Raw genomic sequence first — 19482 nt, 5'->3', positions numbered from 1 at the left:
CGGAATTCAGGAGGTCAGCCAGGTCCGGAGTCGTTCTTCGCAGTGCAGGATCGCCTTCGTCTCCACGCGCTCGTCCACCTTGTGGGCCAGCAGGGCGTCGCCCGGGCCGTAGTTCACCGCCGGAACGCCCAGCGCGCTGAAGCGCGAGACGTCCGTCCAGCCGAACTTCGGCATGGCGCGGCCGCCGACGGCCTCCATGAAGGCCGCCGCGGCCGGGTGGCCGAGGCCGGGCAGGGCGCCGCCCGAGGAGTCGTCGACCTCGAACGCGGCGATGTCGCAGTCCGCGAAGACCTCCCGCACGTGGGCGAGCGCGTCGGCCTCGCTCCGGTCGGGGGCGTAGCGGAAGTTGACCGTCACCGTGCAGGCGTCGGGGATGACGTTGTTGGCGACGCCGCCCTCGATGCGGACCGCGTTGAGGCCCTCGTGGTACTCCAGGCCGTCGATGACCGGCCTGCGCGGCTCGTACGCCGCCAGCTTCGCCAGGATGGGGCCCGCGGTGTGGATGGCGTTGGAGCCCATCCAGCTGCGCGCGGAGTGGGCGCGCTCGCCGGCCGTGCGGAGCAGGACGCGCAGGGTGCCCTGACAGCCGCCCTCGACCTCGGCGTTCGAGGGCTCCAGCAGCACGGCGAAGTCGCCGGTGAGCCAGTCGGGGTGGGCCTCGGCGACCTTGCCCAGGCCGTTGAGGTCGGAGGCGACCTCCTCCTGGTCGTAGAAGACGAAGGTGAGGTCGCGGTTCGGCTCGGGCACGGTCGCGGCGATCCGCAGCTGCACGGCCACGCCTGACTTCATGTCGGTCGTTCCGCAGCCCCACAGGACGCCGTTCCCGTCGAGGCGGGAGGGGACGTTGTCGGCGATCGGCACGGTGTCGAGGTGCCCCGCGAGGACGACGCGCTCGTCGCGGCCCAGGTGGGTGCGGGCGACGACGTTGTTCCCGAAGCGGTCCACGGTCAGGTGCGGGAGGCCGCGCAGCGCGTGTTCCACGAGGTCGGCGAGTACCTTCTCGTCGCCGCTCACGGACGGAATGTCGACGAGCCGGGCGGTCAGCTCGGCGGCGTCCAGGGTGAGGTCCAGCTCGGATTCGGACATGGAACCGACCCTAGCGCCCGGGACTGCGCGCAGTCCGCGTCGTCCGGCCGATGGACGCGTCACACGCCTCAAGTACGGTGGGCGGCGTGTCCGAGAACCGTCCTCCCCGCTCCCGCCGCCGCAGACCGCTGCGGGTGGCCGTCGGTCTCCTCGTGCTGTTCGCGGTGATCGGGTACTTCGCCGCCCAGCGGAACTCCAACGGCGGCGGCGCCCCCTACTGCACGGCCTCCGCGGCAGGGGCCGACCCCGAGGAGTACGAGCTGTCCCCGGAGCAGGCCTCGAACGCGGCGACGATAGCGGCGGTCGGGATCTCCAAGGGGCTGCCGGACCGGGCGGTGACCATCGCGCTGGCCACGGCGATGCAGGAGTCGGCGCTGCGCAACCTCGACCACGGGGACCGGGACTCGCTCGGCCTGTTCCAGCAGCGGCCCTCGATGGGCTGGGGCACGCCGGAGCAGATCACGGACCCGGTCTACTCGGCCGCGATCTTCTACGACCACCTCGTCGAGGTCCCGGGGTACTCGCGGCTGCCGCTGACGGTCGCCGCGCAGAAGGTGCAGCGCAGCGGCTTCCCGCAGGCGTACGCCAAGCACGAGCCGGACGCGACGGTCCTGACGGCCGCCTTCGGCGGGGCCGGAACCCTGGTGTGCTCGGGTCCGGTTCCGGCGGGCGGCGATCCGGAGCGGGTGCGGACGGAGCTGGTACGGGCCTTCGGCGAGGGCGCGCTGGGCGGCGGTCCCGGCGGGGCGGCCGCCGACGCCGCGGCCGCGGACGGGGCTGTGCAGGACCGGGGCCGGGTCGACGTACGGCTGAAGCGGGACGGCGGCGCGGCCGAGGAGCGGCGCGGCCGGGCCGTGGCCCACTGGGCGGTGGCCCGGTCCCAGGAGCTGGGGATCGCGCGGGTCTCGTACGGCGGCGGCGACTGGACCGGCGGCCGGGCCGGCCGGGCGTGGCGGTCCGGGGGCGCGGACGGCGCACCGGAGGGCGGCGAGCGGCAGGCCGCCCCCGCGGGCGAGGTCCGCATCTTCACCGCCCGCTGAGGGCGGCCGCGTCCGCACCGCGCGCCGAAGGCGGCCGGGACGGCCCGGAAGCCCGCCGGAAGGCACCCGGCCGCGCGTACGAGGCGTCACCCGCCCGGGGGTGTCCGGTGCCGGGGCCGGGAGGGTCCCCGGAGGTACAGAAGGCCTGGTGGGCGCGTGCTGAATGCATTTATCACGCAGGCCGATTAAACGATGCGTTACCGATCCTTTACCCGGGGCATCCGCAACTCCACCCGCCCCGCGAGCGGTTGTACACGGCGTACTCAGCCGCTACCGCTTAGGAGCAACATGTCCCTCCCCCTGACCCGCCGGATCGCCCGTGCCGCGCTGCTCCTCGCAGCCGGGGCAGCGCCCGTGGTCGGTGCGGCCGGCGCGGCCAGCGCCGCGGGCCTGGAGTCCGTGCCGCAGCTGGACGCGCTCACCGCCCCCCTCACCGCCCCCGACGCCGCCGGCGCGACGGCGGCCACGGACACCGCCACCGAGGCCGTTCCGGCCGCCGCCGCGCCCGCCGCCGACCTGGTGGGCACCGCCGCGCCGATGCTCGGCGGGCTGCCCGCCGCGAAGGACCTTCCGGTGGGCTCGCTGCCCACCGGCGAGCTCCCGACTGGCTCGCTGCCGACCGGCTCGCTGACCGGGGCCCTGCCGCTCGGCGGACTGCCGCTCGGCGGCTGACCGCCGCAGGACACCGAAGGGGCCGGGAGCACGAACTCCCGGCCCCTTCGGGCTGTTCCGGTGCGGCGGGTGCGGGCCCCGCTCAGCCGAGGCGCTTGACGGCCGCCGCGACGCGCTCGTCGGTGGCGGTGAAGGCGACGCGCACGAACCGCGCGCCCGCCTCGCCGTAGGTGTCCCCCGGCGCGACCAGGATGCCGAGCTCCGCGAGGTGGGCGACGGTGTCCCAGCAGGGCTCGTCCCGGGTCACCCACAGGTAGAGGCTGGCCTCGCTGTGCTCGACGCGGAAACCGTGCGCCTCCAGGGCGGTGCGCAGCGCGGCGCGGCGGGCGGCGTAGCGCTCGCGCTGCTCGGCCACGTGCGTGTCGTCGCCGAGGGCCGCCACGGTGGCCGCCTGCACGGGGGCGGGGGTCATCATCCCGCCGTGCTTGCGGATCTGCAGCAGCTCGCCGAGCACGGCCGCGTCGCCGGCGGCGAACGCCGCCCGGTAGCCGGCCAGGTTGGACCGCTTGGAGAGGGAGTGGACGGCGACGAGGCCCTCGTAGGAGCCGCCGCAGACGTCGTCGTGGAGGACGGAGACCGGCTCGGCCTCCCAGCCCAGCTCCAGGTAGCACTCGTCGCTGAAGATCAGGATGCCGTGCTCGCGCGCCCAGGCCACGATCCGGATCAGCTCCTCCTTGGGGAGGACCTTCCCGGTGGGGTTGGACGGGGAGTTGAGCCACAGCAGCCGGACGCCGGCCGGGTCCAGCTCCGTCGGGTCGTCGTACACGACGGGCTCCGCGCCGCACAGCCGCGCGCCGACCTCGTACGTGGGGTAGGCGAGCCGGGGGTAGGCGACCTTGTCGCCGGCGCCGAGGCCCAGCTGGGTCGGCAGCCACGCCACCAGTTCCTTCGAGCCGACGACCGGCAGGACGTTGGCGTGTCCGGCGGCGCTCGCGCCGAGCCGTCCGCGCACCCAGCCCGTGATCGCGTCGCGCAGGGCGACCGTGCCCCACACCGTGGGATAGCCCGGCGAGTCGGCGGCGTCGGTGAGGGCCTGCCGGATCAGCCGGGGCACCGGGTCCACGGGCGTGCCGATCGACAGGTCGACGATGCCGTCCGCGTGGGCCGCCGCCGTGGCCTTGTACGGCTCCAGCTTGTCCCAGGGGAAGACGGGAAGACGGTCGGATACTGCGGCCACGGGGGTCTCTGCTCTCTCTGGGTGGGGGCGCGAAACACCTCGGCCCCGTGCGGCGGGCAGGCCGCACGGGGCCGAGGGGGTGCTTCTGCCGTGAAAGGTCAGTGTTCGCCGTTGATGCCGGCGGGAAGCGCGGCGACGAAGGGGTGGTCGCGCTCGATCAGGCCGAGCTTGGAGGCACCACCGGGCGAGCCGAGCTCGTCGAAGAACTCGACGTTCGCCTTGTAGTAGTCCTTCCACTCCTCGGGAGTGTCGTCCTCGTAGAAGATGGCCTCGACCGGGCAGACCGGCTCACACGCACCACAGTCGACGCACTCGTCCGGGTGGATGTACAAGGACCGCTGGCCCTCGTAGATGCAGTCGACGGGGCACTCTTCGATGCATGCCTTGTCCTTGACGTCGACACAAGGCTCCGCGATGACGTAGGTCACGCTCTCGTTCCTCCTCGGTAGGGCTTCCATATCGCGCGGGAGCGCGGCGTCGTCGATGCCCGCACCTAGTATCTCCGTTCCCGGGCACGATCCGAACAGGAGGGGCGGACAGAGCTGTGGAAATCGCTGCAGGCGGACGGCTGGAGATCCGTATCACCCCGGCTGACGTGGGTAAACGAGTCTCTGTACGACGGGTGGAGCCGAGGGCGGGCGGATCACCCGAGTTCGCGGACACGGTAGGGGTTCTCACATCCTGGTACGAGGGTGTGCTGCTGATCACAAAGAAGAACGGCCAGGCGGTCCGCATTTCGGAATCTTCGCTGGTGGCGGGCAAGGTCGTGCCCGCCGCGCCGGCCCGCCGGCGGGGTCCCGCGGCCTCCTTCGAGGAGCTCGCGCGGATCACCGCGCGGTCCTGGCAGCCGCTGGAGAGCGAGCCGCTGGGCGAGTGGACGCTGCGGGCGGCCGCCGGATTCACCCGGCGCGCCAACTCGGTCCTGCCGCTCGGCGATCCGGGAATGCCGCTGGAGGATGCACTCGCGCGGGTGACCTCCTGGTACGCGCGGCGCGGCCTCCCGGCGTACGTACAGGCCGCCACGGGCGCCGCCGGCACCCAGGAGCTGCTGTGCGCGGAGCTGGAGCGGCGCGGCTGGGCGGCCGAGGTCTCGGCGGAGGTGCGGATCGGTGCGCTGGCCCCGGTGGGCGACGCGGACGCGCCGGCGGCCGCGGAGATACGCCTGACGCGCACCCCGGACGAGGAGTGGCTCGGGCGCTACGGGAAGGTCGAGGACCCGGAGCTCGCCCGGCGGATGCTGGTCGAGGGGCCGTCGGTGTGGTTCGCGGCGCTGCCCGGCGGCCGCGCGGTCGGCCGGTGCGTGGTGGACGGGCGGTGGGCCGGCTTCGCAGCCGTGACGGTCGACCCGGCGCACCGGCGGGAGGGGCTGGCGACGGCGGTGATGGCGGCCCTGGCCCGGCGGGCGCTGGAGGAGGGCGCGTCGGCGGCCTGGCTCCAGGTGGAGACGGACAACGCGGCCGCACGGGCCCTGTACGACGGCCTGGGCTTCGCCACGCACCACGGCTACCACCACTACCGGCAGCTGCGGGAGGCGGCGTGACGTCCGCCTGGCGGGAGCAGTTCGCGGCGGAGGCCCGGTCGGAGCGCCCGGACCTTGCCCTGATGTGCCTGCTGCTGGCGGCGGAGGGTGACCCGGACCTGGACGAACGCGCCATGGACTGGGCGCAGATCGAGCTGGACCGGCTCGCGGGGATGCTGCCGTACGGGCTGCGGGGCGGGCGGGCGTGGGCCTCGGCGGTCACGGAACTGCTGGGCGGACGGCTCGGCTTCCACGGCACGCCGGCGGACTACGACCGGCTGGAGTCCTCGCTGCTGCACGAGGTGCTGAGGCGGCGGCGCGGGCTGCCGATCCTGCTGTCGGTGGTCTGGCTGGAGGTCGCGCGCCGGGCGGGTGCGCCCGTGTACGGGCTGGGGCTGCCGGGGCACTTCGTGGTGGGCTTCGGGGACCCGGAGGAGGGCGTGGTGGTGGATCCGTTCGCGGGCGGCGCCTCGCTGGGGACGGGGCCGGCGGAAATGGCCGACGGGCCGCGGACCCCGGCGCGCACCCGGGACATCGTGCTGCGGATCCTGAACAACATCCGGGCGTGGGCCTCGGCCCGGCCCGAGCACTCCGGGGTGGCGCTGTGGGCGCTGGACCTGTCGCTGCTGCTGCCGTCGCACCCGGCGTCGCTCCGGTACGAGCGGGCGCGGCTGCTGGTGGAGCGGGGCGCGTTCCAGGAGGGGGCCGCCGAGATGGAGTCCTACGCGACGGTGGTGGACGCTATCGACGTCACCGCGGCGGGCCGCATCCGCGCGGAGGCCGCGTCGGCCCGCGCGCTGCTGAACTGACCTCCGGCGCGCCCGCCCCGGCCTCCGGGGCCGGGGCGGTGCCCCGGCCCCGGACGGTCAGGACGGGTTGGTGTCGACGACGACGGTCCGCTCGGCGGTGGTCTTGCCGCGCAGGGCCTCGCCGAGGGCGCCGGCCACGTCCTGCGGGGTGACCGCGGTCTTGGAGCCGTTGCCCCGGGCGATCAGGATCCCGTCGAAGGTGTTCCCGTAGACGTCCTTGAGGGCTTCCAGGTCGAACTTCGGGACGAGGTGGCCCTCCACCGGCTGCATGCTGAGGATCTTCGGCAGGGACTTGGAGCCGAAGGCCAGGGGCTTGCCGCCGATCTTGACGACGGCGTTGGCCGACATCGCGGGCTCGGCGAACTCCTTCATGGCACGGTCGAGTTCGGCCTGGTCGATGACCGGCGCCTTGGCGGTGACCGGCAGTTCGACCGGGGCGGACTTGCCGGTGGCCATCATGTCGCGGAAGGCCTTGGTGACCTGGGCGACCGAGGCGTCGGCGTCGAGGGTGGTGCCGGGGGTGCCGGGCACCGCGACGGGCTTGCCCGTGTCGAAGGTGATGGTGCCCTCGGTGACCGAGCCGGCCGTGCCCGCGAGTTCCTGGAGGGCGACCTGGAGCTTCTCCTCGTCGACCGGCATCACGGGGGTCGCCTCGCGCTCCTGGCCGAGGAGGGAGCCGATGACGGTGACCGGGTTGTAGTCGCTGCCGGCCGCGTTGCGGACGGTGGTCTGGCTGTCCAGCGTCAGGCCGGCCTTCTCCGGCTTCAGCTCGACCTGCTTGCCGCCGACGGTGAGCTGGAGCGGTGCGGCGGCGCGGGCGCCGAAGGCCGTCTGGAGCTTGGCCACGGCCTCGTCGCGGCTGCCGCTGATGTCGACGCCGAGGACGACGGTGCCCTTGGGGACGTCGGAGTGGTTCAGCAGCAGCCCGGCGCCGTAGGCCACGCCGAGGACGCCGAGGAGGCCGACGCACAGGAGGAGGAGCTTGGAGCGTGCCTTCTTCACTGGCTTGGCCGGGGCCTTCTGCTTCGGGGGCGTGGGACTGGGCACCGCCGCGGGGGCGGGGACCGGCGCGGGCACCGGCGTCCGTACGGGGGCGGGGCCCTCCGCCTCGGGACCGGGCCAGCGGGGCACCGCGTCCGCGCGGGGGGCGCCGGCGGGAGCGCCGGGGCCGCCCGCGGCGCCGACCGGGCCGGGGCCGCCGGGGGGCCCGCCGACGGGCCCGCCGACCGGGCCGCTGCCGAAGCCGTGGCCGCCGGTGGGTCCGGCGGGGCCGCCGGGGCCGGGGCCGCCGTAGGCGGGGAACGCCTCGGTGACGGGCCCCGCGTCGCCCTGGTCGCCCGGGTATCCGGGGTAGCCCTGGGGCGTCCCGGTGCCGGGGCCGCCGGGCAGCGGGCCGGCCGGGGCGGGCGGCTGCGGGGCGTAGTCCGGGCTGTAGCCCGACGCGGGCGCGCCCGCGGAGCGCGGCGGCGCGAAGCCGCCCTGCGTCGCCGGAGGCTGCGGGGTGCGTCCCGGGAGCGGGGCCGCGGGCGGGGCCTGGAACGGGCCCTGGCCCTGCCCCTGGCCCTGCGGGCCTCCGGCCGGGAGTCCGGGTGCCCGGCCGGGCGCCGGCGGCTGCGGCGGGGCCTGTCCCTGCGGCGGGGCCTGCGGGCCCGACTTGCGCGGGGCGAACCAGTTGCTGGCCGCCTCCCCGCCCTCGGCCGGCCCGCCCTGCGGGGCGGACGGCTCCTGCGCGGCCTCGATCCGGGTCGGCAGGGGCTGCTTGGGCCTCGGCGCGGGCTGCGCGGAGGGTGCGGCGCCCGGGGCCCGGGACTGCGGCGGCGCCGGCTCGGCGCCCGCCTCGTCGGCGGAGGCCCCCATCGGCTTGCGCACGACCACCGGCGGGATCGGCCGCGAACCCGGGATGTTGATCCGGATCCGGGTCGTCAGGGTGGTCTCGGTCTTGGGCCCGTCGGATTCGGGCGTGGACGGCTTCGAGGTCACAGGGTTCTCCTCCGGGGCGGTCGGCGCGCCGGGCCCGGTCGGCACAGTCGTGGACGGATACTGGCCGGTTCCATACGGCGGGGTACCCGAGGGGTAGGCGGCTCCACCGCGCCCCTGGGGCCCGGAGGACGAACTGTCAGTTTCACGACTCAAGGCAGGTTCTCCCGGTTGGCTCCGCCGCCCGTCATACCGTGCGCGGGCAGCTCGGCGGCCCGTCCACCATACTGGCCGTCGCCCGTACGCAACTGACCGCCGGGAATCAGCGGTTCCTCACGGGCCCCGCAAATCCCCCCGCAAGCACCTTTCGCGGCCTGTTCCGGCCCCGGTGCGCCGGCCCTCCGGCGATGTCCAACGCCACGTCACTTGGCGGACGGTGCGGCCGAAACCGGCCGATCCGGGATCGCGCGCATCGTGGCACACATCACAGCCAGCACGGTTCCCCCCAAAAGGTAGGCGTACATACCGATTCCGGACGAACTCAACAGGAAGTCGCCCTCGGGGCGCGGGATGCCGAGCATCACGTACGCGAGGAACCACCCGCCCGCCGCGCCGCCCACGCCGAGCCCGGGTCCGAGGGCGATCCGCCCGCCGAGGAACAGCCCGAAGAGGGCCAGCAGGGCGAGCAGCAGCCCGCCGGGGAACCACAGGTCCACCACCAGCCAGCCGGCCGTGCCCGTCAGCACGCCCGCGACCAGCAGGCCCAGGCAGCCGGCGATCCGGCCCGGCCCCGTCGCCCCGGTCACGCCTGCACCCCCGCGAAGAGGTCGTGCTCGCGCTCGCCGGCCGGCACGCCGGGCCGACCGTCGACGAGTTCGTAGTACTCGCTGGTGAACAGCGGCTGCCCGAGGTCGTTGGAGAGGGCGAAGAAGGGCCCGTCCACGGCGATCTGGGTGGCGTGGGCCCGCATGGCGGCGGTCTTGGCGGCCACGAAGACCTCCTCGCCGCCGATCTCGGCGGTGATCCGCCCGTCGTCGACGACCCCCGGCACGTCCTGGGGGGTGGCCGTCCCGGGGAACGGGACCGTGCGGTCCGCGCGCAGCCGGGCGAAGCCCGCCTCGGCCACGGACAGCGGGACCCGGTTCCAGTAGACCTTCCCGATCCGGTGCGGCCCGCCGAGTTCGGGGCGGTACCCGCGCTCCGCGGCCAGTTCGGCGGCGCGCGTGGCGACGCGGTGGGCCTGGACGTGGTCCGGGTGGCCGTACCCGCCGTCGGGGTCGTAGGTGACGAGCACCTGCGGGCGCACTTCGCGGATCACCTCGACGAGGTGGCCGGCGGCCTCGTCCACGTCGGCGGACCAGAAGGCGCCGGGCCGGGTGTTCTGCGGCGCGCCCATCATTCCGGAGTCCCGGAAGCGGCCGGGGCCGCCGAGGAACCGGTGGTCGGTGACGCCCAGTTCGGCCATGGCCGCGGCGAGTTCGCCGATGCGGTGGGCGCCGAGGGCGTCGTCGCGGTCGGCCGCCAGGTGGGCGAGGCCGGGCGGGATGACCTCACCCTCCTCGCCGAGGGTGCAGGTCACCAGGGTGACGTGCGCGCCCTCGGCCGCGTACTTCGCCATGGTGACGCCGTTGTTGATCGACTCGTCGTCGGGGTGCGCGTGCACGAACAGCAGACGACGGGCGGGAAGACCGTTCATGGGGCCAAGCCTAGGCGGAGCGGCCTAGAACTTGAGCCCGCTGATCATGCTCGCCACGTTGGAAGTGAGCTGGCTGAGGGTGGGGGCGATGGTGGAGCTCGCCAGGTAGAAGCCCAGCAGTACGCAGACCACCGCGTGTCCCGCCTTCAGGCCCGACCTGCGGACCAGCAGGAAGACGACGATCGCCAGCAGCACCACGGCCGAGATCGAGAGTGCCACGGCGTTTCACCTCCACGTCGAGCGGACATCGGTACGCGTATTCGTGCTCGGCGAGATGCATACCCACCATGCGCTACGAATCATAACTATCCGTGCCAGCCCACCGATCGAATTCCGGCAGCGCGAGGGGCGTACGTGGTGCACGGCCGGGGTCACGGGGGAGGCCGGCCGGGGAGGCTGTGCGCCTCCCCGGCCGGCTGTCGGCACCCGCACGGCCGCACCCGGCCCAGGCTGCCCGCCTGATATCTCGGGGCAGATACGGTCAAGTTGCCCCCGTGTTAACGGAGTTGCCCGGGTGGCGGCGGTCGCGCGGGTGCCCGCGCGCGGGTGGCGGGAAATGATCGTCCCCGGGCGCCCCCTGTCCGCTCCGTGGACAGCCGAACGGCGGCCCACCGGGTTCCCGGGCGGCGCGGCGGCCGTCCCGGGAGGCCGGAGGCTAGGCCGTGTCCTCCGGGGGCGGCGGGACCACCTGCTTCTCCGCCGCGAAGTGACAGGCCGACGGGTGGGCCGCCGGTCCCGAGGGGAAGACGGCCGGGACGGCCAGCAGGGGGACCTCCGTGGCGCAGCGGGATTCGGCCTTCCAGCAGCGGGTGCGGAAGCGGCAGCCGGACGGCGGATTGGCCGGGGAGGGGACGTCGCCGGAGAGGATGATCCGCTCGCGGTGCGCGCGTGCTCCGGGGTCGGGGACCGGGACGGCCGAGAGCAGGGCCTGGGTGTACGGGTGGGTGGGGTGGTCGTAGATCTGGGTGTCGGTGCCGATCTCGACGATCCGGCCGAGGTACATGACGCCGACCCGGTCGGAGATGTGCCGGACGATCGACAGGTCGTGGGCGATGAAGACGTAGGACAGGTCGAACTCGTCCTGGAGCCTCTCCATCAGGTTGATCACCTGGGCCTGCACGGAGACGTCGAGCGCGGAGACCGGCTCGTCGGCGACGATGACCTCCGGCTGCAGGGCCAGGCCGCGGGCGATGCCGATGCGCTGGCGCTGGCCGCCGGAGAACTGGTGCGGGTAGCGGTTGATGTACTCGGGGTTGAGTCCGACCACGTCCAGCAGGTCCTGGACCTTGCGCCGCCGGTCGCCCTTGGGGGCGACCTCGGGGTGGATCTCGTACGGCTCGCCGATGATGTCGCCGACCGTCATGCGCGGGTTCAGCGAGGTGTACGGGTCCTGGAACACCATCTGGATGTTGCGGCGGACGGCCTTCAGGGCCCGCCCGGACAGCCGGGTGATGTCCTCGCCCTTGTACGAGATCGTGCCCGCGGTCGGCCGCTCCAGGTTGACCAGCATCTTGGCGACGGTCGACTTGCCGCAGCCGGACTCGCCGACGATGCCCAGCGTCTCGCCGGCCTTCAGGGAGAAGGAGACCCCGTCCACGGCCTTGACCGCGCCGATCAGTTTGCGGAAGACGACGCCCTGGGTCAGCGGGTAGTGCTTGACCAGGTCCTTCACTTCGAGCAGGGACTCAGCCATGGAGGCACTCCGTCCAGAAGAAGCAGGCGCTGGTCCGCTCCTCGGCGACCCGCGCGAGCGGCGGCACCTCCGTGCGGCAGACGGGCCGGGCCATCGGACAGCGCGGGTTGAAGGCGCAGCCGGGCGGGATGGCCAGCAGGTTGGGCGGCAGGCCCTTGATGGCGTACAGCTCCTGGCCCTTCTGGTCCAGGCGCGGGATCGAGTCCAGCAGGCCGCGGGTGTACGGGTGGGCGGGCGCCCGGTAGATCTCGTGGACGGGGGCCGCCTCGACGATCCGGCCCGCGTACATGACGGCGATCTTGTCGGCGACGTCGGCGACGACGCCGAGGTCGTGGGTGATCAGGATCAGGCCCATGTTCAGTTCGCGCTGGAGCTCCGCGAGCAGGTCCATGACCTGGGCCTGGACCGTCACGTCGAGGGCCGTGGTCGGCTCGTCCGCGATGATCAGCGAGGGCTCCAGGGCCAGCGCCATGGCGATCATGATGCGCTGGCGCATGCCGCCGGAGAACTGGTGCGGGTAGTCCCCCACCCGCTCCTTGGCCGCCGGGATCTTCACCCGGTCCATCAACTCGACGGCCTTGGCCCGGGAGTCCTTGCGGGACATCCCCCGGTGGACCTCGTACATCTCGCCGAGCTGGGCGCCCACGCTGAGGACGGGGTTCAGGGAGGACAGCGCGTCCTGGAAGATCATCGCCATCTCGGCGCCGCGGATCTTCCTGCGCCGCTCCTCCTTCATCTTCAGCAGGTCCTCGCCCTTGAAGAGGATCTCGCCGCCCGCGATGCGCCCGGGGGGCGAGTCCAGGATGCCCATCACGGCCTGCGCGGTGACCGACTTGCCCGAGCCGGACTCGCCGAGCACCGCGAGGGTCTCGCCCTCGTCCACCGAGTAGTCGACGCCGTTGACCGCCTTCGCGACTCCGTCGCGCGTCTTGAATTCCACGTGCAGGTCGCGGACTTCGAGCAGCATGTGCGGGGCTCCTCAGCGCAGCTTGGGGTCGAGGGCGTCGCGCACCGCGTCGCCGAGCATGATGAAGGCGAGCACGGTCAGGCTGAGCGCGCCCGCGGGGTAGAGCAGCATGTGCGGGGCGTTGCGGATCTGCGGGGCCGCGTTGGAGATGTCGATCCCCCAGGAGACGGTGGGCGGGCGCAGGCCGACGCCGAGGAAGGACAGGGTGGCCTCCAGGGCGATGTACGTGCCCAGGGCGATGGTGGCGACGACGATGACGGGCGCGACGGCGTTCGGCGCCACGTGCCGCAGCAGCATCCGGCCGTTTCCGGCGCCCAGGGCGCGGGCGGCCTGGACGTAGTCGTGCTGTTTGGCGGTGATCACCGAACCGCGGGCGATGCGGGCGATCTGCGGCCAGCCCAGCAGCACGATGAAGCCGACCACCGGCCAGACGGTGTCGCTGGTGACCACGGACAGGAAGACGAGTCCGCCGAGGACGACCGGGATGCCGAAGAAGATGTCGGCGACCCGGGAGAGCAGCGAGTCCGACCAGCCGCCGAAGAATCCGGCGAGTCCGCCGAGCGCGGAGCCGAGCAGGGCGGCGCCCAGGGTGGCGCAGATGCCGACGGTGATGGAGGCGCGGGCTCCGTAAACAGTGCGGGTGTAGACGTCGCAGCCCTGGGTGTCGTAGCCGAAGGGGTGTCCGGGGGACGCGCCCTGCTGGGACTTGGACAGGTCGCACTGGAGCGGGTCGCCGTCGGCGATGAGCTGGGGCCAGATCGAGATGACGATCAGGAAGAGGATCAGCAGGGAGGAGATCACGAAGACCGGATTGCGGCGCAGCTGGTGCCAGGCGTCGGACCACAGGGAGCGGGCCTTCTCCTGGGCTCCGGTGCCGCCGGCGGGTCCCGGTCCGGGGCCCTTCTCCAGGCTCTCGGCCTCCTCCAGGGCCAGATCCATGGCGCCTCCCTGGCCGGTGGGTGAGATCGCCTCGTGCCGGCGGGGGCCGACGGGGTCGTAGCCGCCGGGTCCCTCCGCGCGCTCGGGGCCCTCGGGACGCTCGGGCTCAGGCATAACGGATCCTCGGGTCCAGGACCGCGTAGAGCAGGTCGACGAGCAGGTTCGCCACCAGGAAGACGATGACGAGGATGGTCACGAAGCCGACGACCGTGGGGGCGTTGTTGCGCAGGATGCCCTGGTAGAGCTGGTAGCCGACGCCGTGGATGTTGAAGATCCGCTCGGTGACGATGGCGCCGCCCATGAGGGCGCCGATGTCGGTGCCGATGAAGGTCACCACGGGGATGAGGGAGTTGCGCAGCAGGTGCCGGGTGACGACCCTGCGGCGCGGCAGCCCCTTGGCCACGGCCGTGCGGACGTAGTCGGCCTTGACGTTCTCGGCGATCGAGGTGCGCGAGAGCCGGGTGACGTAGGCGAGGGAGACGAGGGCGAGCACGATGCCCGGCAGGATCAGCTCGCCGAACGGGGCGTCCGGGGAGACGGTGGGCCGGACCCAGCCCCATTTGACGCCGAAGAGGTACTGGAGCAGGTAGCCGGTGACGAAGGTCGGCACGGAGATGACGACGAGGGTCAGCACCAGCACGCTGGTGTCGACGGTCCTGCCGCGGCGCAGGCCGCTGACGACGCCGAGGGTGATGCCGACGACGACCTCGATGACGATGGCGACGATCGTCAGGCGCAGGGTGACGGGGAAGGCGGTCGCCATCAGGGAGGTGACGCTCTGCCCGTTGAAGGCGGTGCCGAAGTCGCCCTGGAAGATCTGGCCCATGTAGTGCAGGTACTGCTTCCACAGGGGCTGGTCGAGGTAGAGGTCCTTGCGGATGCGCGCGGCGGTGGCGGGGTCGGGGGCCTTGTCTCCGAAGAGGGCCGCGACGGGGTCGCCGAGCGCGTACACCATGAAGAAGATCAGGAACGTGCTGCCGATGAACACCGGGATCATCTGGAGCAGCCGCCGGATCACATAACGTCCCATGGACTGCTCCAGGATCGATCCGTCGGGGGGTCAGCTGACCTTGATCTGGTCGTAGACCGGGACGCTGAACTGGTTCAGGGTCACGTCCGAGAGCCGCTCGGAGTAGCCGGCGCTGCCGTTCTGGTACCAGAGCGGGATGGACGGCATCTGCTCGGCGAGGATCTTCTCGGCGTCGCGGAACGTGGCCGTGGCCTTCGCCGTGTCGCTCTCCTGGTTGGCCTGGTCGACGAGCTTGTCGAACTCCGCGTTGCTGAACTTGCCGTAGTTCGAGGAGGCGCCCGTGTAGTACAGCGGCTCCAGGAAGTTCTGGATCAGCGGGTAGTCGGCCTGCCAGCCGGAGCGGAAGGGGCCGGTGAGCTTGAAGCTGCTCTGCTGGTTGCGGAAGTCGGCGAAGGTGCCGATGGGGTTGACCGTGCAGACCGGGCCCTCGCCGAGGGCGTTGTTGATGCTGTTGCAGACGGCGTCCATCCACTCGCGGTGCGAGCCGGTGTCGACGTTGGAGGTCAGCGTGACCTTGCCGCCGGGCAGGCCGCCGCCCTCCTGGATGAGCTTCTTGGCCTCGGCGGGGTCGTAGACGCAGGCGTCGCCGCAGGCGGTCGCGGAGAAGCCGCCCTGCTCGCCGAGGGCGGGCGAGGTCCAGTCCTTGGCGGGGGTGCGGGTGTCCCGGAAGATCTGCTTGGTGATCTCGTCGCGGTTGATCGCCCGCGAGATGCCCTGGCGGACCTTCTCCATGCCCGCCTTGCCCCACTGGGGGTCGTACAGCGGGAAGGTGAGGGTCTGGATGATGAGGGCCGGCTGGTTGATGTAGCGGTCGCCGAGGTCGTTCTGGACGTTCTTGAGCTGCTGGGCCGGGACGTCGTCGACGAGGTCGAGGTTCCCCGAGATCAGGTCGGTGTAGGCGGTGTTGTTGTCGGTGTAGACCTTGAGGTCCACGCCGCCGTTCTGCGCCTTGTCGGGGCCGGTGTAGGCGTCCCACGCGCGCAGCTTCATGCCGGTGCCCTTGGTGTACGAGTCCACCGTGTACGGGCCGTTGCCGACGGGCTTGTTCAGCCAGCCGGCGTGATCGGTGAAGAAGGCCTTCGGCAGCGGGGAGAAGGCCTGGTAGCCGAGGGTCTCGGGCCAGGTGGAGAACTTCTCCTTCAGGGCCACCGTGAACGTCTTGGGGTCCTTGACCACCAGGCCGGACATCGTCTTGGTCTTGGGGTCGCCGGACTTCGGGTGCAGGTCGTCGTAGCCGACGATGTCGGAGAAGAACGGCGAGTTGTTCTGCTTGTTGCGGACGTCCGCGCCGTAGTTCCAGGCGTCGACGAAGGACTGCGCGGTGACGGGCTCGTCGTTGCTGAACTTCCAGCCGTCCTTCAGGGTGACCGTGAAGTTCTGGCTGTCCGTCGTCTCGATCTTCTCGGCGACCATGTCCTTGGCCTCGCCGGTCTTCGGGTCGTACCGCTTCAGGCCCCGGAAGATCATGTCGAGGACCTTGCCGCCCTGCACCTCGTTGGTGTTGGCCGGCTCCAGCGGGTTCTGCGGATCGCCCCACGAGGAGCTGACGACCCCGGCGCCGTCGCCGCCCCCGCTGTCGCCTCCGCCGCCGCAGGCCGTCGCCGCGAGGGCGACGGCCACGGCACATGCGGTCCACTTGGCGTGGGTGACTCCGCGCATGGAGTGCCTCCTCTGGGATCCCAAGACTCACGTAGGGGCCAATGTCACCCGATCCGGGGTCCCGCACACTCCTGGTTGGACCGATTGCACCCTCGCGTCACCCGCCTGTCACCCCTGTGGGTGCAATGGCAGCTCCCAGGTGTCCACCGCGTAGTGCAGCCCCATCCCGTGCGCCTCGTAGAGCGCCAGCGCGCCGGTTTCGTTGTGGGTGTCCACGCCGAGGCCGACCGTGTCGCGGCCCCGCGCCGCGTAGGCGGCGAAGCCGTGGCGCAGCAGGAAGCCGCCGATGCCGCGGCCGCGCAGGTCCTCGCGTACGCCGATGTGGCTGAGCCATCCCATGCTGGTGCGGTCGTCCCGGGTGAGGAGCACGGCCGCGTCGCCCGCGCCGGGCAGGCTCGCGATCCACACCAGCGACCAGTCGAGCTGCCGGGCGTCGAGGTGGTCCAGCCAGGGCTCGTACGCGCGGTCCACGTGCCCGAAGTGCGCCGCGAAGGTCTCCTCGACCAGGGCGTGGGCGCGCCGGCGGTCGGCCTCGTCGGCGCCGCAGTGGCGCAGGGTCAGTCCGGCGGGCGGGACGGGCGCCGGATCGGCGGCCGGGGACAGGGACTTGGTCATGACCTGGTAGCGGCGGATGGTGCGGTAGCCGCGGCCGGTCAGGAGCGGGAGGTCCAGGGTGGGTTCCACGTTGAGCTGGATCCGCAGTCCACCGGGGCCGGCGCCGGCGGCCAGCTCGCGGGCCCGCGCCTCCATGCGGTCCAGCAGGAGCGCGGCGGCCTGCGGGTGGCCGGGCAGGACGTAGTGGTCGCCGTCGACGCGGCCGGGGCCCGCGTCGGCCCAGACGAGGGCGTAGGCCAGGAGCCGGCCGCCCTCGAAGGCCAGCCAGGAGTCGGTGGCGAGGTCGACGCCGGGATGGTTGAGGTCGGCCTCGACGGTCCCCAGGTCGGTCTCCGGGCGGCCGATCTCGATCACGTCGACGGCGTTGAGCAGGGCGCAGATGTCGGACGCGTCCCCGGGCCCGGCGGGCCGGACGGTCAGCATGGCGGTCATCGGCCCACTCTCGGCCCGGCCGGCCGCCCGGTGCAACCGCCTTTCCCGTACGGGGAACGCCGGAGCGCCCGGTGCCGGAGGGATCCGGCGCCGGGCGCTCTGGGGGCGTACGCCCTCTGCGGGGGTCAGACGGCCAGGATGGCCTTCTCCTCCGCGAAGTGGCACGCCGATTCGTGCGCGGCCAGGACGTCCTGGCCCTTGAACCGCTCCGGGATCGCCAGCAGGGGCTCCTGCGTGGAGCAGATGTCCTGGGCCTTCCAGCAGCGGGTGCGGAAGCGGCAGCCCGACGGCGGGTTGGCCGGGGACGGCACGTCACCGGTGAGGATGATGCGCTCGCGGCCCTCGCGGGCGTCCGGGTCCGGCACCGGCACGGCCGACAGCAGCGCCTGGGTGTACGGGTGCGTCGGGTGCTCGTAGATCTCGCCGTCCGTACCGATCTCGGCCATCTTGCCGAGGTACATGACGCCGACGCGGTCCGAGATGTGCCGGACGATCGACAGGTCGTGCGCGATGAAGAGGTAGGACAGGTTGAACTCGTCCTGGAGCTTCTCCATCAGGTTGATGACCTGGGCCTGCACCGAGACGTCGAGCGCGGAGACCGGCTCGTCGCAGATGATGATCTCCGGGTTGAGCGCGAGGCCGCGGGCGATGCCGATGCGCTGGCGCTGTCCGCCGGAGAACTGGTGCGGGTATCGGTTGATGTACTCCGGGTTCAGGCCCACGACGTCCAGGAGGTCCTGGACCTTGCGGCGCCGTCCGCCCTTCGGGGCCACCTCGGGGTGGATCTCGAAGGGCTCCCCGATGATGTCGCCGACCGTCATGCGCGGGTTCAGCGAGGTGTACGGGTCCTGGAACACCATCTGGATGTTGCGGCGGACGGCCTTCAGGGCCCGCCCGGACAGCTTGGTGATGTCCTGGCCCTTGTAGAAGACCTCACCGGCGGTGGCGGACTCCAGGCTCATCAGCAGCTTGGCGACGGTGGACTTGCCGCAGCCGGACTCGCCGACGATCCCGAGGGTCTCGCCGCGGTAGAGGTCGAAGGAGATCCCGTCGACCGCCTTGACCGCGCCGACCTGCTTCTTGAACAGGATGCCCTGGGTCAGCGGGAAGTGCTTGACCAGGTTGCGGACCTGGAGGATCGGCTCGCGCTCGGTGACGTTCTTGGTGAGCTCAGCCATGGATCTGCTCCTTCCAGAAGTGGCACGCGCTGGTGCGGCCGGGCAGGTCGGCGCCGTCCCGCTCGGTCACCGGGTGCAGGACCGGCACGTCGGTGCGGCAGATGTCCTGCGCCTTGGGGCAGCGCGGGTTGAAGGCGCAGCCCGACGGGATGTTGAGCAGGTTGGGCGGCAGGCCCTTGATCGCGTAGAGCTCCTGGCCCTTCTGGTCCAGGCGCGGGATCGAGTCCAGCAGGCCACGGGTGTACGGGTGCGCGGGGCGCTTGTAGATCTCGTGGACCGGGGCGTTCTCGACGATCCGGCCGCCGTACATGACGGCGATCTTGTCCGCGACGTCGGCGACGACGCCGAGGTCGTGGGTGATCAGGATCAGGCCCATGTTCATCTCGCGCTGGAGCTCCGCGAGCAGGTCCATGACCTGGGCCTGGACCGTCACGTCGAGAGCCGTGGTGGGCTCGTCGGCGATGATCAGGTCGGGCTCCAGGGCCATCGCCATGGCGATCATGATGCGCTGGCGCATGCCGCCGGAGAACTGGTGCGGGTAGTCCCCCACGCGCGCCTTGGCGGCGGGGATCTTCACGCGGTCCATGAGCTCGACGGCCTTGGCCGTGGCGTCCTTCTTGGACATGCCGCGGTGGACGCGGAACATCTCGCCGAGCTGGGCCCCGACGGTGTGCACCGGGTTCAGCGAGGAGAGCGCGTCCTGGAAGATCATGGCGATCTTCTGGCCGCGGACCTTGCGGAACTCCTCGGCGGGCAGCTTCAGCAGGTCGGTGCCCTGGAACAGGATCTCGCCGTGCGGGATCTTGCCGGGCGGCATGTCGAGGATGCCCATGATGGCCTGCGCCGTCACGGACTTGCCCGAGCCGGACTCGCCGAGGACGGCGAGGGTCTCGCCCGCGTTCACGGAGTACGAGACGCCGTTCACGGCCTTGGCGACACCGTCGCGGGTGTGGAACTCGACGTGCAGGTCGCGCACTTCGAGCAGGGGGGTCCCCTCCGGCGCCGAACGGGGCGCGGGGACGTTCGAGGTCTTGTCGATGATGGTCAACGTAC

19 protein-coding genes are annotated in these 19482 nt (G+C 72.3%); 4 read left to right on the top strand and 15 right to left on the bottom strand.

Features of this window, described 5'->3' with window-relative positions:
* Positions 1-6 precede the first annotated feature (6 nt).
* Positions 7-1086 carry a succinyl-diaminopimelate desuccinylase gene (gene dapE, locus ACZ6S8_RS00305; RefSeq protein WP_469451094.1) on the bottom strand — a complete coding sequence of 360 codons (1080 nt, stop codon included), beginning with the start codon at positions 1084-1086 and terminating at the stop codon, positions 7-9.
* Between the two features lie 50 nt (positions 1087-1136).
* Between dapE and ACZ6S8_RS00300 the strand changes: the two genes are divergently transcribed.
* Together ACZ6S8_RS00300 and ACZ6S8_RS00295 are read left to right on the top strand one after the other, a co-directional pair.
* The gene (locus ACZ6S8_RS00300; RefSeq protein ID WP_469451092.1) at positions 1137-2126 is read left to right on the top strand and encodes a hypothetical protein; all 990 of its coding nucleotides are present in this window, start codon (positions 1137-1139) and stop codon (positions 2124-2126) included.
* Positions 2127-2414: 288 nt separating this feature from the next.
* A complete protein-coding gene (locus ACZ6S8_RS00295; protein WP_469451090.1) occupies positions 2415-2798 on the top strand; it encodes an ATP-binding protein in 384 nt (127 codons plus the stop codon).
* Positions 2799-2880: 82 nt separating this feature from the next.
* Here the strand turns inward: ACZ6S8_RS00295 and dapC are convergent, their stop codons facing one another.
* Positions 2881-3975 (bottom strand): succinyldiaminopimelate transaminase, encoded by a 1095-nt coding sequence (gene dapC, locus ACZ6S8_RS00290; RefSeq protein ID WP_469451089.1) that lies wholly within the window; start codon positions 3973-3975, stop codon positions 2881-2883.
* Positions 3976-4073: 98 nt separating this feature from the next.
* Positions 4074-4403 carry a ferredoxin gene (gene fdxA, locus ACZ6S8_RS00285; protein WP_030011906.1) on the bottom strand — a complete coding sequence of 110 codons (330 nt, stop codon included), beginning with the start codon at positions 4401-4403 and terminating at the stop codon, positions 4074-4076.
* A 116-nt stretch (positions 4404-4519) separates the two neighbouring features.
* On the opposite strand from fdxA, the gene ACZ6S8_RS00280 reads away from it, so the two are divergent.
* On the top strand, positions 4520-5515 hold the full coding sequence (locus tag ACZ6S8_RS00280; protein ID WP_469451087.1) for a GNAT family N-acetyltransferase: 996 nt from the start codon (positions 4520-4522) through the stop codon (positions 5513-5515).
* Positions 5516-5577: 62 nt separating this feature from the next.
* Positions 5578-6303: a transglutaminase family protein gene (locus ACZ6S8_RS00275; protein WP_469451843.1), complete on the top strand. Its 726-nt coding sequence runs from the start codon at positions 5578-5580 to the stop codon at positions 6301-6303.
* Positions 6304-6360: 57 nt separating this feature from the next.
* On the opposite strand, the gene ACZ6S8_RS00270 is transcribed toward ACZ6S8_RS00275, so the two are convergent.
* From ACZ6S8_RS00270 to ACZ6S8_RS00215, 12 genes are all read right to left on the bottom strand, one after another.
* On the bottom strand, positions 6361-8283 hold the full coding sequence (locus ACZ6S8_RS00270; protein WP_469451085.1) for a peptidoglycan binding domain-containing protein: 1923 nt from the start codon (positions 8281-8283) through the stop codon (positions 6361-6363).
* Between the two features lie 359 nt (positions 8284-8642).
* Positions 8643-9026 (bottom strand): DUF6113 family protein, encoded by a 384-nt coding sequence (locus tag ACZ6S8_RS00265; protein ID WP_469451083.1) that lies wholly within the window; start codon positions 9024-9026, stop codon positions 8643-8645.
* Positions 9023-9916: an N-acetyl-1-D-myo-inositol-2-amino-2-deoxy-alpha-D-glucopyranoside deacetylase gene (gene mshB / locus ACZ6S8_RS00260; RefSeq protein WP_469451081.1), complete on the bottom strand. Its 894-nt coding sequence runs from the start codon at positions 9914-9916 to the stop codon at positions 9023-9025. Before mshB ends, ACZ6S8_RS00265 begins: the two co-directional genes overlap by 4 nt.
* Positions 9917-9940: 24 nt before the next feature.
* Positions 9941-10135: a hypothetical protein gene (locus ACZ6S8_RS00255; RefSeq protein WP_053677094.1), complete on the bottom strand. Its 195-nt coding sequence runs from the start codon at positions 10133-10135 to the stop codon at positions 9941-9943.
* Between the two features lie 436 nt (positions 10136-10571).
* The gene (locus ACZ6S8_RS00250; protein ID WP_469451079.1) at positions 10572-11609 is read right to left on the bottom strand and encodes an ABC transporter ATP-binding protein; all 1038 of its coding nucleotides are present in this window, start codon (positions 11607-11609) and stop codon (positions 10572-10574) included.
* Positions 11602-12576, bottom strand: coding sequence for an ABC transporter ATP-binding protein (locus ACZ6S8_RS00245; RefSeq protein WP_469451077.1), 975 nt, complete (start codon positions 12574-12576; stop codon positions 11602-11604). Before ACZ6S8_RS00245 ends, ACZ6S8_RS00250 begins: the two co-directional genes overlap by 8 nt.
* Positions 12577-12588: 12 nt before the next feature.
* Complete coding sequence (locus ACZ6S8_RS00240) at positions 12589-13629, bottom strand: ABC transporter permease (RefSeq protein ID WP_469451075.1); 1041 nt, start codon at positions 13627-13629, stop codon at positions 12589-12591.
* Positions 13622-14545: an ABC transporter permease gene (locus ACZ6S8_RS00235; protein WP_469451073.1), complete on the bottom strand. Its 924-nt coding sequence runs from the start codon at positions 14543-14545 to the stop codon at positions 13622-13624. The genes ACZ6S8_RS00240 and ACZ6S8_RS00235 overlap by 8 nt, the downstream gene beginning before the upstream one ends.
* Before the next feature lie 30 nt (positions 14546-14575).
* On the bottom strand, positions 14576-16204 hold the full coding sequence (locus tag ACZ6S8_RS00230; protein WP_469451072.1) for a peptide ABC transporter substrate-binding protein: 1629 nt from the start codon (positions 16202-16204) through the stop codon (positions 14576-14578).
* Positions 16205-16312: 108 nt separating this feature from the next.
* On the bottom strand, positions 16313-17251 hold the full coding sequence (locus ACZ6S8_RS00225) for a GNAT family N-acetyltransferase (RefSeq protein ID WP_469451070.1): 939 nt from the start codon (positions 17249-17251) through the stop codon (positions 16313-16315).
* 125 nt (positions 17252-17376) lie between these two features.
* The gene (locus ACZ6S8_RS00220) at positions 17377-18429 is read right to left on the bottom strand and encodes an ABC transporter ATP-binding protein (protein WP_469451068.1); all 1053 of its coding nucleotides are present in this window, start codon (positions 18427-18429) and stop codon (positions 17377-17379) included.
* The gene (locus ACZ6S8_RS00215; protein WP_386522883.1) at positions 18422-19477 is read right to left on the bottom strand and encodes an ABC transporter ATP-binding protein; all 1056 of its coding nucleotides are present in this window, start codon (positions 19475-19477) and stop codon (positions 18422-18424) included. Before ACZ6S8_RS00215 ends, ACZ6S8_RS00220 begins: the two co-directional genes overlap by 8 nt.
* Positions 19478-19482 lie beyond the last annotated feature (5 nt).

It is taken from the genome of Streptomyces sp. NPDC048461 (assembly GCF_055587105.1).
This window is presented reverse-complemented; position numbering and strand designations above follow the sequence as displayed.